This window comes from Streptomyces sp. HM190 (genome assembly GCF_009857135.1).
GTDB lineage: Bacteria > Actinomycetota > Actinomycetes > Streptomycetales > Streptomycetaceae > Streptomyces > Streptomyces heilongjiangensis.
Map to the genome: position 1 here is coordinate 3,904,200 of NZ_CP047318.1, position 13,579 is coordinate 3,917,778.

Consider the following 13,579-nt stretch of genomic DNA (forward strand, 5'->3'; position numbering starts at 1 on the left):
GGGGGCGCCGCGCGCCCGGTCAGCGGCGGATGAGGCCGAGGCCGGTGGCGGTGGCGACGGCGGCGGTGCGTGAGTCGACGTCGAGCTTGGCGTAGACGCGGGCCAGGTGGGACTTGACGGTGCCCTCGGTCAGATGGAGCCGGGCGGCGACGGCCTGGTTGGACAGGCCCTCGGCGACCAGGGCGAGGACCTCGGTCTCGCGCCGGGTCAGGGTGGTGCCGGGGGCGCGCAGCCGGTTCATCAGCCGGTGGGCGACCGTGGGCGCCAGTGTGGTGCGGCCGGCGGCCGCGGTGCGTACGGCGGCGGCCAGGTCCTCGGGAGGGGCGTCCTTGAGGAGGTAGCCGGTGGCGCCGGCCTCGATGGCGGGCAGGGTGTCCGCGTCGGAGTCGTAGGTGGTGACGATCAGCACGCGGGGGGCTCCCGGCCGGGCGGTGATCCGCGCGGTGGCCTCGGCGCCGCCCATGCCCCTGCCGAACTGCAGGTCCATCAGGACGACGTCGATGTCGCCCTCGGCGGCGCGGGTGACGGCATCCTCGGCGGTGGCGGCCTCGGCCATGACGACGACGCCCGGCTCGGTTTCCAGCACGGCGCGCAGTCCGGCCCGTACGACGGGGTGGTCGTCGGCGAGGAGCAGGCGGATGGGGGTGTCGTCGGTCATGGGCGGGCCTCGGGCTGGGGCGCGGGCGCGGGCTCCGGCTCGGGCTCCGGCTCTGGCACGGACTCCGGCCCCGGCTCCGGCTCCGGCTCGGTCTCGGGCGGCGGAGTCAGGGGCAGCCGGGCGGTCAGCGCGGTGCCGTGGCCGGGGGCGGACACGACGGTGAGGGTGCCGCCGAGGGCGTGGGCGCGGGCCCGCATGGCGGCCAGCCCGAACCCGCCGGCCTCGGGGTCGGGAACGGGCAGGCCGGCGGGGTCGAAGCCGCGTCCGTCGTCGACGACGTCGAGGGCGACGTGGTCACCGCGGTAGCCGAGGGTGACGTCGGCGGTGGTGGCCTCGGCGTGGTGGACGGTGTTCGCCAGGGCGGACTGGGCGATGCGCAGCAGGGCGACCTCGTGCGCGGTCGCCAGCGGGGTGGGGGCGCCGGTGAGGTGCAGGCGTGCGGTGAGCCGGTGCCGGGCGGAGGTGGTGGCGCACAGCCGTTCCAGGGCGCCGGCCAGGGTGGTGCCTTCCAGTGTGGGCGGGGTGAGAGCGGCGACGAAGCGGCGGGCCTCGGCGAGGTTGTCGACGGCGGCCTGACGTGCCTGCTCGACGTGGCGGGCGGCGTTCTGCGGCGCGTGGGGCAGGGCCCGTTCGGCGGCGCGCAGCAGCAGTTGGATGCTGGACAGCCCCTGGGCGAGGGTGTCGTGGATCTCGCGGGCCAGGCGGTCGCGCTCGGCCAGGACACCGGCGGTGTGCTGGGCGGCGGCCAGGTCGGCGCGGGTGGCCGTGAGTTCCTCGATCAGGCGGCGGCGGCGTTCGCTCTCCCGGTACAGCGCCTGGTACCCCCACACCACCGCGACGGCCACGGCGGCGCCGAGCGCCGGACCGATGGCCATGGCGGGGCTGAAGGAGTGCTGGTGGGCGGCGAAGCCCGCGACGGCCGCCGCCGCGGTGGCGGTCACCGCCGCCCCTCCGGCGCGGCGGGGCAGCAGGTGCAGCTGGAGGAAGTACAGCGGGAAGGCCACCCACACGGCGTCGGGGGTCAGGGCCAGCAGCACCAGCCAGCAGGCGCCCACGGCGGCCAGCCACAGCGCGGCGGCCCGCCGCGAGCGGCGCACGCCCGGCAGCACGGGCCCGACCGCGTACACCGCACCGCACGCCGCTGCCGCCGCGACGATCGACCCGGCGTGGGGCCGGTCGCCGGTCACGGCCCGGCCGGCGGCCAGGGCGAGCAGGCCGATGACCAGCAGGTGCAGGCACCAGGCCAGGGCGCGCGGGGTCGGGGTCAGGGCGGGGGCGGCGGCGTTCACAGTGCGTCCCAGGGTACGGAGGCAGGCGCCCCGGGGCCTCCATCGAAAGGTACAACTCCCGCGCCGTCCTTCGGCCCGCGAGGTGCCGTCGCACGCCAGACGCGCACCCGGGGGGCCGGCCGCCACGGTGGGGTCGTACCGCTTCCGCCGTCGGAAAGGACGGGCCCCGGCCGTGTTCGTCGCCTGGAGAGACCTGAAGTTCGCCAAGGGGCGCTTCGCCCTGATGGGGACCGTGATCGTGCTGATCACCCTGCTGGTCGGGCTGCTGTCCGGGCTGACGGCCGGACTGGGCCGGCAGAACATCTCCGCGATCACGGGACTGCCCGCCGACAAGATCGCCTTCCAGGCCCCCGGCGGCGGTCAGGACCTGTCCTACTCCCACTCCACCGTCACCCGGCAGCAGTGGCAGCGGTGGTCCGGCGCGCCCGGCGTCGAGAGCGCCGAACCCCTGGGGATCAGCACGGCCGACGCCACCGCCGGGGACAGGAACGCCGCCGTCTCGGCCTTCGGTGTCGAGCCCGGCTCCCCCCTCGCCCCCGACGGCGACAAGATCAGCGACAGCGCCGTGGTGCTGTCCACCCCGGCCGCCGACGACCTCGGCGTGCGGGCCGGCGACTCCCTCACCCTGGCGGGACAGCAGCTCAAGGTGGCCGCCGTGAAGGGCGACGCCTCCTTCAGCCACACCCCCGTCGTGTGGACCAGCCTGGACGTCTGGCAGCGGACCGCGCCGCCCACCGGCGGCGGCCACGGTACGAGGGCCACCGTCATCGCCCTGAACACCACCTCCGGGACCGATGTGCGGGCCACCGACCTCCGGGCCGGCACCAGGACGGTGTCCACCGAGGACTCGCTGTCCGCGATCGGTTCCTACACCTCCGAGAACGGCTCCCTGCAGCTGATGCGCGGCTTCCTGTTCGCCATGTCCGCCCTCGTCGTCGGGGCCTTCTTCACCGTCTGGACCATCCAGCGCGGCGGCGACGTCGCCGTGCTGAAGGCCCTGGGCGCCTCCACCGCCGGCCTTCTCCGGGACGCCCTCGGCCAGGCCGTCGTCCTGCTCGCCGGCGGCACCCTGCTCGGCACCGGCATCGCCGCCGCCCTGGGCGCCCTGATCTCCGGCTCCGCCGTGCCGTTCCTGCTCACTCCGTCCACCCTCCTGCTCCCGGCGGCCGTGATGATCCTCCTCGGTGCCCTCGGGGCGGCCCTCTCCATCCGCCGCATCACCTCCGTCGACCCGCTGACCGCCCTGGGGAGCGCCCGATGAGCCTGCGCCTGACCGACATCACCCTCACCTACCCCGACGGCGACACCCGTCTGACCGCCCTCGACCAGGTCAGCCTGGAGGTTCCCGGAGGCAGCCTGACCGCCGTCGTCGGCCCCTCCGGCTCCGGCAAGTCCAGCCTGCTGGCCGTCGCCGCCACCCTCGTCACGCCCGACGCCGGCACCGTCACCGTCGACGGCACCGCCACCACCGGCATGACCCGCGGAGAACTCACCGCACTGCGCCGCCACACGATCGGCATCGTCTTCCAGCAGCCCAACCTGGTGCCCTCCCTCACCGCCGTGGAACAGCTCCAGGTCATGGCCCGGATCGACGGCCGCAGAACGCGCACCGCCCGGAACCGGGCGATGGAACTCCTCGACGCCGTCGGCCTGGCCGACCAGTCCGGCCGTCGCCCCCACCAGCTCTCCGGCGGCCAGCGCCAGCGCGTCAACATCGCCCGCGCCCTGATGAACGACCCCACGGTCCTCCTGGTCGACGAACCCACCAGCGCCCTCGACCACGAACGCGGCGCCGCCGTCGTCGACCTCATCGCCCGCCTCACCCACCAGCAGGCCACCGCCACCGTCCTGGTCACCCACGACCGCACCCACCTGACCGCCGTCGACCGGATCGCCGAAGTCCACGACGGGCGCCTGCGCCTTCCGGCCCGCACCCGTGACTCGGCACCACCCGCGCGTACCGGCGGCGGCGCCCCGGCCGCACCGTGAGCCGCGCGTCCGCTCCCTGGCGGGACTCGGCCGGGCCGCGGCGCCTGCTCAGTGCTCAGCGCCTCCGCCATGCCCTTGTCCGTGCCCGTGTCCGTGCCCTCCTGGGCTGTCGTGGGCCGCTGCGGGTTCCGGGTTCCGGGTCAGTGCTTCCGCCAGGACCTCCGCCAGATGCGATCCCCGTCTCCCGGCCAGTTGGGCCAGCTGTGTCCGGCAGGAGAACCCGTCCGCCAGGACCACCGCGTCGTCGGCCGCCCCCCTCACCGCCGGGAGGAGCTGCTCCTCGGCGCAGGCGACGGACACGTCGTAGTGGCCCCGCTCGAAGCCGAAGTTGCCGGCGAGTCCGCAGCAGCCGCCGCTGAGGTCGCCGGTGAGACCGGCGGCGGCGCGGAGGCGGCGGTCGGGGGCGTCGCCCAGTACCGCGTGCTGGTGGCAGTGGGTCTGGCCGACCACCGGGCGGTCGAGGACGGGCGGGGTCCAGCCGGGGGCGTACCGCTCCAGGGCCTCGGCGAACGTCACGACGGAGGCGGCCACCCGGGCGGCCCGGGGGTCGTCGGGGAGCAGCTCGGGCAGGTCCGAGCGGAGCGTCGCCGCGCAGCTCGGTTCGAGGACGACGAGGGGCGGGTCCGGCGGCCCTCCGGGGGCGGGGGCGAGGAACGGGTCCAGCAGGTCCAGCGTGCGGCGCAGCACCGCGCGGGCCTGGTCGAGCTGGCCCGTCGAGATGTACGTCAGGCCGCAGCAGAGCCTGCCCCGGCGCATCGTGAACAGGGGCCGGGCCGGATTCCACCGGGTGAGGGGGGACCGGGTGAGGGCGGACCGGGTGAGGGCGGCCTCCTCGCCCGCCTCCGTCCGTTTCGGCCAGGACGGTTTCCACCGCGTCCGGGGCGTCGCCGGCACGATCACCCGGAGTCCGGCCGCCTCCAGCACCCGGAGCGCTGCCCGCCCCACGGACGGGGAGAGGTACTCCGTGAACGTGTCGGTCCACAGCAGCACCGTGGCCGGCGGCGCGCTCCGGGCCTCCCCCTCGTCCCGCTCCCCGGCCCACCCCCGGTACCACCGGGAGAACGGCACCGTCGCCGGCCTCGGCAGGTCCCGCTCCCCCGCGATCCCGCCCAGCCGTTTCGCCAGGTCGGCCAGGGGGCGGATGCCCGCCAGGGCGTTGACGAGGGCGGCCGTGCGGGTGCGGGCGACCAGGCGGAGCCACACCGGCAGGCGGCCCATGCTGTAGTGGGCGGCCGGGCGGCGGCGGCCCGCGTAGTGGTGGTGGAGGAACTCCGCCTTGTACGTGGCCATGTCGACGCCGACGGGGCAGTCCGAGCGGCAGCCCTTGCAGGACAGGCAGAGATCCAGCGCGTCCCGTACCTCGGGCGAGCGCCAGCCGTCGGTGACCACCTCACCGGCGAGCATCTCGTGCAGGAGGCGCGCCCGGCCCCGCGTCGAGTGCTGCTCCTCGCCGGTCGCGCGGAAGGAGGGGCACATGACCGCACCGGAGCCCGGAACCACCTCCGTCGTACGGCACTTGGCGACGCCCACGCAGCGTCGTACGGCCGCCGGGAAGTCACCGCCGTCCTCCGGGTATCCGAACACCACCGGGACCGGTCCGCGGGGCAGCGGCGCGAAGCGCAGGTTGCTGTCCAGGGGGGCCGGGCGGACGAGCATGCCGGGGTTCAGCAGGTCGTCGGGGTCCCAGAGGGCCTTGGCGCGCTCGAACAGCGCGATCAGGTCGGGGCCGTACATCCTCGGCAGCAGTTCGGCCCGCGCCTGGCCGTCGCCGTGCTCCCCGGAGAGGGAGCCGCCGTGGGAGACGACCAGGTCGGCGAGGTCCTCCGAGAAGCGGCGGAAGCGGGCGACGCCGGGCCCGGTGAGGAGGTCGAAGTCGATCCGGACGTGGATGCAGCCGTCGCCGAAGTGGCCGTAGGGGGTGCCGCGCAGGCCGTGGGCGCGGAGGAGGCCGCGGAAGTCGCGGAGGTACGCGCCGAGCCGGGCGGGCGGGACCGCGCAGTCCTCCCAGCCGGGCCATGCCTCGCTGCCGTCGGGCATCCTCGTCGCCGTCCCGCTGGCGTCCTCGCGGACCCGCCACAGGGCGCGCTGGGCGGCGGGGTCGGTGACCACCAGCGCGTCGGCCGCGTCCGCCGCGCGCACGATCGCGTCGGCGTGCGCCCGCGCCTCGGCGGCCGTGCCGCCGCCGGTCTCCACGAACAGCCACGCCCCACCCGGCGGCAGCCCGGACGTGCCCGGCGGGACGAGGTCGGCCGCCATGCCCTCCACGGTCAGCGGGCCGTGCGGCAGCAGCGCGGGGGCAGCCTCGGCCGCCGCGCTCTCGTCGGCGTACGCGAGGACGGCGAGGGCACGCGCGCGGGGAGCCTCCACGAGGCGTACGACCGCCTCCGTGAGGACGCCGAGGGTGCCCTCGGAGCCGCAGAAGGCGCGGGCCACGTCGGCGCCCCGCTCGGGCAGCAGGGTGTCGAGGGCGTAGCCGGAGATCCGGCGGGGCAGGTCGGGGAAGCCGGTGCGCAGCAGCGCCAACTCGCCCTCCACCAGGGCCCGCAGGCCGTCCGGGGCGCCCGACCAGCCCTGCCCGAGACGGCGGGCCCCGCCCCTGCCGTCGAGGACCGACAGCTCGCGCACGCTGTCGGCGGTGGTGCCCCAGGCCACCGAGTGGGAGCCGCAGGAGTTGTTGCCGATCATGCCGCCGAGGGTGCAGCGGCTGTGGGTGGAGGGGTCCGGGCCGAAGCGGAGGCCGTGCGGGGCGGCGGCGTCCTGGAGGCGGTCCAGGACGAGGCCCGGCTGGACGACGGCGGTGCGCGCCTCGGGGTCCAGGGCGAGCAGCCGGTTCATGTGGCGGGTGAAGTCCAGGACGACGCCCGTGCCCGTGGCCTGGCCGGCGATCGAGGTGCCGCCCCCGCGCGCCACCACCGGCACGCCGTGCTCCCGGCACACCGCGAGGACGGCCGCCGCGTCGTCGGCGTCGCGGGGCGCGACCACGCCGAGCGGCACGCGACGGTAGTTGGAGGCGTCCATGGTCATGAGCGCCCGCGCGGTCGCGTCGAACGCGACCTCGCCCCGCACGGCCGCCGTCAGCGCCGCCCGCAGCCCGGCCGCCGACCCCGACGTCGACCCCGACGCCGACGCGTGCCGCCCGGACCGTGCCTCTGCTCGCGTCTGCCCTGGACCGTCCATCCCCCCAGCATGCATCCCGCCACCGACAGTGACCACGCGGTGACGGCGGGCCGGTACCGGGGCGATGGCCGGATTCTGCGGAGCTAACCGGAAACAGCCCGACCCCGGTCACGAACTCCCATATAGTGACGCCCAATTGAGCACCAGGTGTCGCTTCTCGCGCAGGGACCGACCGTGTTACCGAGGCCAGGAACCGACTGAGTACCGAGTCCAGAACCGACCGAGGACAGCAGACCATGACCGCGCCCAGCCCCCCACGCCCCCCGGGCGACCGCCCAGCGCTCCGCTCAGTCCTGCCCCTGCCCCTGGTCACCGCCGTGTTCGCCGCCGCCGCGGCCGGCGCCTCGGTCGCGCTGGCGCCCGCGTCCTTACGGGTCCCGTTGGCGGGTGGCGCGGGCGCCGCCGCCCTGCTGCTGACACTGGCCGTGGCGGTCGCCGTCCACGCCCGGCAGTCGGTCCGTTCGCTGCGGCACCGTCTCGACGCCGTGTCCCGTGACACCGGGCTGCTCCTCCAGGAACGGGCCCGGATGACGGCCGAGTTCGGGCAGGAACGGGCGCGGATCGCCGAGGAGTTCCTCCAGGACCGCGCCCGCATCGCCGCCGACTACGCCCGCGAACGGACCCGCCTCACCGCCGAACTGGACCACGAGCGCGGCCGGCTCGCCGACGAGCGCGCCCAGTCGGAGACCAAGGCCGAGGAGGAGCGGTCCCGTCTCCTCGACCGCGCCCGGCAGGCCGAGGCCGAGCGCACCGCCGCCCTCGCCGTCACCGCCGACGTGGCCGGCCGGATGCAGGCCCTGGCCACCGGCACCCTCGCCGACCTGCGCGCCATGGAGGAGCGCCACGCCGACGAGGACGTCCTCGCCGACCTGCTCCACCTCGACCACCGCACCGCGCAGGCGGGCCGTCTCGCCGACTCCGTCGCCGTCCTCGCGGGCGCCCGCTCCGGACGGCGCTGGGCGAAGCCCATCCCCATGGAGTCGATCCTGCGGGGCGCGATGGGCCGCATCGGCGCCTACCGCCGGGTCCGGCTGCACTCCTCCAGCGAGTCGGCCGTCGCCGGGCACGCCGCCGAGGGCGTGATGCACGCGCTCGCCGAACTCCTCGACAACGCGGCGAACTTCTCGCCGCCGACCGCCGAGGTCCACGTCTACGTCGAGGAGGTCCCGGCCGGCGTCATCATCTCCGTCGAGGACGCGGGCCTCGTGATGAGCGACGTCCAGCTGCGCCGCGCCGAACGCGCCGTCTCCGGCGAGGACTCCGGCCTCACCGGCCTCATCGGCACCCGCCTCGGGCTCGCCGTCGTCGGCCGCCTCGCCCGCAAGCACGGCCTCAAGGTCTCCTTCCGCCCTTCCGCCCGCGGCGGCACGGGCGTCCTGATGCTGGTCCCGCAGGACGTGCTGGCCGGTGCGGTGCCGTCGGCGGGAGTGCCCGCGACACCCCCGGCCGCCGCGGACGAGCGGTCGGCGCCGTACGCCGCCGTGCCCGCACCGCACGACCTGGACGGCGAGCCGACGCCGACCCACGAGTCCCCGTACGGCGCGGCCCCCGGCCCCGAGGAGGCCCCGACGGGCCCCGGCGGCCTCCCCCGGCGCCGCCGCGGCCGGTCCCTGGCCGAGGCCGAGGCCCGCACCCGCGCCCAGGCCGACGACGCCCGCCCGGCCCGCGACGCCCGGCCCGCCGACGACGCCGGCAGCGGCGCCGTCCGCTTCAGCAGCTTCCGCCGCGCCGTCCGCGGCACGAGCGGCCTCGACCAGGCCTTCGTCCAGGGCACGGCCACGGGCGACGAACCGTCCACCGGGCTCCGCCTGCCCGCGGAGCGGGCGCGGCACACGGAGACCACCGGGCAGCCGGCCGGCACGGAGTCGCCGGCGCCGCCGGGAACACCGGGGGTGCCGGTCACGCCGGGCACGCACCTCCCGGAACCGGCGGCACAGGAGGGCTTCCTCCCGGACCCCGGAGGGGAGAACCTGCCGGAACCCGTGCGGGAGGGTCAGCCCGGCCCCGTACGGGAGGCCCGGTCGGAGTACGTGCGGGAACTGCTGCCGGAACCCCTGCGGGAGCCGGTACGCGACCCCGGCGCGGAGTCCCCGGTTGGGCCGGTGCCCGGCGCAGCCCCGGACGTCCCGACGGCGCCGCCCGGCACGGCCGTACCGCCGCGGGCGCTGGAGGCGGCGCGGGAACCCGAGTGGGGTGTCGCCCGGGGGGCGACCTGGGAGGCGGCCCCGGCGGCGGAGCCCGCGTGGGAGCCGACCGCTCCCGTACCGGACCCCGGCTGGGAGCCGGAGCCCGTGCGCGGCGCGCGGTGGGAGTTCGAACCGGTACGGGACGAGCCGTGGGAGCCGGTCAGCGACACACCGTGGCAGCCGGGCCTCGCCCGGATCCCCCTCCGGGACTCCGAGCCGGTCCGCGAGACCCCCTGGCAGGCCGAGCCCGACCGGACCCCGCCCCAGGACTCCGAGCCGGTCCGGGAGACCCCCTGGCAGGCCGAGCCCGACCGGACCCCGCCGCAGGAATCCGAGCCGGTCCGCGAGACCGCATGGCGGCCCGAGCCCGCCCGGACCCCGCCCCACGAGACCGAGCCGGTCCGGGAGACCCCCTGGCAGGCCGAGCCCGTGCCGGAACCCGAGGCGGCGCGGGACGTCCAGTGGCGGCTGGACGCGTTGCGGGAGCCGGCCCGGGATCCCCTGCGGGACGCCCGCCCCGAGCCGGCCGACCCCGACGCGCCCTCCGCCGCCGCCCCGACGTCCCACGACTCCGCGCCCCGGACGGCCCCGTACCCGGGCCCCGGCAGCAGCGGCAGCAGCGGCAGCAGCAGCGTCGGCCCCGATCCCCGTCCGGACCCCCACCCGCATCCCGACCTGGAAGGCGACCCCACCCCATGACCGGCACCGGCACCACCGCCGACGACAGGCTCACCTGGCTCATGGAGGGTTTGCTGGAACGCACTCCGGGCGCCCGGCACGCGCTCGTGCTCTCACGGGACGGGCTGAAGCTGTGCCGCACCCCCGAGCTTTCCGTGGACCAGGCGGACCAGCTCGCCGCGATCGCCGCCGGCATGCAGTCGCTCTCGCACGGCGCCTCCGTGGAGTTCGGTGACGGCAGCGGCGGCGTACGGTCGGCGATGGCGGAGTTCCACGGCGGGGTCCTGTTCATCGTCGAGGCGGGCGAGGGCGCGCATCTGGCCGTCGTCACGGACGAGGACGCCGACGCGGGGCTCGTCGGACACACCATGAGCGAACTGGTGGAGCAGCTCGGCGAGCACCTCAGCGCCCGCCCGCGCCACCGGCCGACGCCCCCCGCCGACCCGGCCGCCGCCACCCGGCAGGCCGCGTCGGCCTCCCCGGCACCGGCCGACGGCTCCGCCACCGGCACCTCCCCCACCACCGGCACCGCTTCCCATGCGGCGCACCCGGCCACCCCCGCGACCACGCCCCCCGCCGGCCCCGCCGGCCCCGCGACGACGGCGACCACCTCGGCTGCTTCCGCTACGGCTCTGGCGCCCCGCACGTCATGAGCCGGCCCGGCAGGGACGACCTGCCCGACCGGCTGTACACCCTGACCCAGGGACGCAGCCGGTCCGCGCCCGGCACCCCCTTCGACCTGGTAACCCTGGTCACCGCCGAGTCACAGCCGGTGCCGGGGATGCAGTCCGAGCACACGGCGATCCTGCGGCTGACGGAGCGGCCCACGGCGGTGGTCGAGATCGCCGCCGGGCTCGGGCTGCCGGTGAGCATCACGAAGGTGCTGCTGTCCGACCTCCTCGCCGCGGGCCGGGTCAGCGCCCGGCACCCGCACAAGGCCACGCTGATCGATCTGGACATCCTGGAGCAGGTACTCGTTGGACTTCGCAACCTCTGAGCACGGCGGGGACGGCCGGCCGCCCGGACCCGGCCCCGGCTCCGCCCCCGTGACGCTCACCGGGGCCCGCTTCCACGGCGACCCCGCCGCCCTCTACCGCGAACTGCGGCACGAGCACGGCGAGGTCGTCCCCGTCCTGCTCGACGGGGACGTGCCGGCGTGGCTGGTGCTGGGCTACCGCGAGCTGCACCAGGTCACGAGCGACCCGGAACTGTTCAGCAGGGACTCCGGGTTGTGGAGCCAGTGGCCGAACATCCCCGCCGACTGGCCCCTGTTGCCGGTGATCAGCCGGGAGCAGCCGTCGATCCTCGGCGCGGTCGGCGAACGGCACCGGCGCCGGGCGGCACTGCTCGGCGAGGCGCTGGAGACGGTCGACCCGTTCACGCTGCGCGGCCACGCCGAGCGGTTCGCGGACGAACTGCTCGACGCGGTGTGCGGGGCGGGCACGGCCGACCTCGTGGCGCAGTACGCGGCGCTGCTGCCCGTCCGCGTGCTGGCGTACCTGTTCGGCTTCCCGGAGGAGCAGGGGCCGGGCCTGGTCGCCGCGTTGACCGACATCCTCGACGGGCAGGGCAGGGCGCAGGCCGCCGAGGCGCGGGTGACGGAGGCGATGACCCGGCTGGTGGCGGAGCGCCGGGAGCGTCCCGCGGACGACGTGGTGTCCCGGCTGCTGGCGAACGCCCCCGCCCACGGCGTCTCCGTCGAGGAGGTCACGCACGACGTGATGGTCATGCTGGCCGCGGGACACCAGCCGACCACCGACTGGATCGGCAACTCCCTGCGGCTGATGCTCACCGACGAGCGGTTCGCGGCCTCCCTGTTCGGCGGGCGCAGCAGCGTGGCGGAGGCCATGAACGAGGTGCTGTGGGAGGACGCGCCCGTCCAGAACGCGGCCGGCCGCTGGCTGTCCCGCGACACCCGGCTCGGCGGCCGCTCGCTGCGCGCCGGCGACCTCGTCCTCCTGGGTCTCCAGGGCGCCAACTCCGACCCCCGCGTGCGCACCCACGGCTCCGCCCTCACCGGCGGCAACAACGCGCACTTCTCCTTCGGACACGGCGAGCACCGCTGCCCGTTCCCGGCGCGGGAGATCGCCGAGGTCATCGCCCGTACCGGTGTCGAGGTGGTGCTGGACCGGCTGCCGGACCTGGACCTCGCCGTCCCGGCGCGGACCCTGGTCCGGCGGCCCTCGCCCTGGCTGCGGGGCCTGGTGGAGCTGCCGGTGCGGTTCTCGCCGTCGCCCGCGGTGGGCGGCCGGTGACCCGTGCCGCGCCACGCGGCGGGGTCCGGCCCCGACCGCACCCGGGCAACCCGGCCGCAGGGACTGTGCAGGAGAGGACTGTGCGAGCAGGCAGGGCTACGCCGCCGCGTGCGGCGCCACGGGCCCCGTCTCACCGGACGGACGACGTTTCGCCCAGGTTTCGCGGAGCCGATAGGCTCGCGGTCGTGGCTGATATCCAGATCCCCGCTGACATCAAGCCCGCCGACGGACGTTTCGGCGCTGGCCCCTCCAAGGTGCGGACGGAGGCGCTGGACGCGCTGGCCGCGACCGGCACCTCCCTGCTCGGCACCTCCCACCGCCAGGCCCCGGTGAAGAACCTGGTCGGCCAGGTGCGTGAGGGCATCAGCGAACTGTTCTCCCTGCCCGAGGGCTACGAGGTGATCCTCGGCAACGGCGGCTCCACCGCGTTCTGGGACGTCGCGACGCACGGCCTGATCGAGAACAAGAGCCAGCACCTGACGTTCGGCGAGTTCAGCTCGAAGTTCGCCAAGGCCGCCAAGCTGGCCCCGTGGCTGGGCGAGCCGACCGTCGTCTCCTCCGACCCCGGCACGCACCCGGAGCCGGTCGCCGAGGCGGGCGTCGACGTCTACGCCTTCACCCACAACGAGACCTCCACCGGTGTCGCCGCCCCGATCAGGCGGGTGGCCGGTGCCGACGAGGGCGCCCTCGTCCTGGTCGACGCCACGTCCGGCGCGGGCGGTCTGCCCGTGGACATCGCCGAGACGGACGTCTACTACTTCGCCCCGCAGAAGTCCTTCGCCTCCGACGGCGGCCTGTGGATCGGTGTGTTCTCCCCGGCCGCGATCGAGCGCGCCGAGCGGATCCACGCGAGCGGGCGGCACGTCCCGGAGTTCTTCTCGCTGCCGACGGCGATCGACAACTCCCGCAAGAACCAGACGTACAACACCCCGGCGCTGGTCACGCTGTTCCTGCTGAACCAGCAGCTGGAGTGGATCAACGGCCAGGGCGGTCTCGCCTGGTCCACGGCGCGCACGAAGGACTCCTCGACCCGCCTGTACGGCTGGGCGGAGGAGTCCAAGTACGCGACGCCGTTCGTCTCGGACCCGGCCAAGCGCTCCCAGGTCATCGGCACGATCGACTTCGCCGACGAGATCGACGCCGCGGCCGTCGCCAAGGCCCTGCGCGCCAACGGCATCGTGGACACCGAGCCGTACCGCAAGCTCGGCCGCAACCAGCTGCGCGTCGCGATGTTCCCGGCGATCGACCCGGCGGACGTCGAGGCCCTGACGAAGTGCGTCGACTACGTGATCGAGAAGCTCTAGCCGTTCAGCGGTACGACGCCGAAGGGCGCCCGGTGGGGTCACC

9 protein-coding genes and 1 pseudogene are annotated in these 13,579 nt (G+C 75.9%); 7 read left to right on the plus strand and 3 right to left on the minus strand.

Annotation, left to right across the window (positions count from 1 at the left end):
- Positions 1–19: 19 nt before the first annotated feature.
- Positions 20–658 (minus strand): response regulator, encoded by a 639-nt coding sequence (locus tag GSY65_RS16480; RefSeq protein WP_159769126.1) that lies wholly within the window; start codon positions 656–658, stop codon positions 20–22.
- Positions 655–1,947, minus strand: coding sequence for a sensor histidine kinase (locus GSY65_RS16485; RefSeq protein WP_159769129.1), 1,293 nt, complete (start codon positions 1,945–1,947; stop codon positions 655–657). The genes GSY65_RS16480 and GSY65_RS16485 overlap by 4 nt, the downstream gene beginning before the upstream one ends.
- 172 nt (positions 1,948–2,119) lie before the next feature.
- On the opposite strand from GSY65_RS16485, the gene GSY65_RS16490 reads away from it, so the two are divergent.
- Entirely contained in the window at positions 2,120–3,208 is a 1,089-nt protein-coding gene (locus GSY65_RS16490) for an ABC transporter permease (protein WP_159769132.1), read from the plus strand.
- A complete protein-coding gene (locus GSY65_RS16495; RefSeq protein WP_159769135.1) occupies positions 3,205–3,936 on the plus strand; it encodes an ABC transporter ATP-binding protein in 732 nt (243 codons plus the stop codon). Before GSY65_RS16490 ends, GSY65_RS16495 begins: the two co-directional genes overlap by 4 nt.
- A gap of 48 nt (positions 3,937–3,984) precedes the next feature.
- Here the strand turns inward: GSY65_RS16495 and GSY65_RS16500 are convergent, their stop codons facing one another.
- Entirely contained in the window at positions 3,985–7,113 is a 3,129-nt protein-coding gene (locus tag GSY65_RS16500) for an FAD-binding and (Fe-S)-binding domain-containing protein (protein ID WP_159769138.1), read from the minus strand.
- Between the two features lie 236 nt (positions 7,114–7,349).
- On the opposite strand from GSY65_RS16500, the gene GSY65_RS34505 reads away from it, so the two are divergent.
- The 5 genes and pseudogenes from GSY65_RS34505 (at position 7,350) to serC (ending at position 13,536) form a co-directional block, all read left to right on the plus strand.
- A complete protein-coding gene (locus GSY65_RS34505; RefSeq protein ID WP_159769141.1) occupies positions 7,350–9,998 on the plus strand; it encodes a sensor histidine kinase in 2,649 nt (882 codons plus the stop codon).
- A pseudogene (locus GSY65_RS33780) lies at positions 9,995–10,396 on the plus strand (roadblock/LC7 domain-containing protein); the annotation flags it as partial. The gene GSY65_RS34505 and the pseudogene GSY65_RS33780, both read left to right, overlap by 4 nt.
- 230 nt (positions 10,397–10,626) lie before the next feature.
- Positions 10,627–10,974, plus strand: a complete 348-nt coding sequence (locus GSY65_RS16515) for a DUF742 domain-containing protein (RefSeq protein WP_159769147.1) — start codon at positions 10,627–10,629, stop codon at positions 10,972–10,974.
- Positions 10,975–11,023: 49 nt separating this feature from the next.
- Positions 11,024–12,232 (plus strand): cytochrome P450, encoded by a 1,209-nt coding sequence (locus GSY65_RS16520; protein WP_201452560.1) that lies wholly within the window; start codon positions 11,024–11,026, stop codon positions 12,230–12,232.
- A gap of 185 nt (positions 12,233–12,417) precedes the next feature.
- Positions 12,418–13,536 (plus strand): phosphoserine transaminase, encoded by a 1,119-nt coding sequence (gene serC / locus GSY65_RS16525; RefSeq protein ID WP_159769153.1) that lies wholly within the window; start codon positions 12,418–12,420, stop codon positions 13,534–13,536.
- The last annotated feature ends 43 nt before the right edge of the window (positions 13,537–13,579 follow it).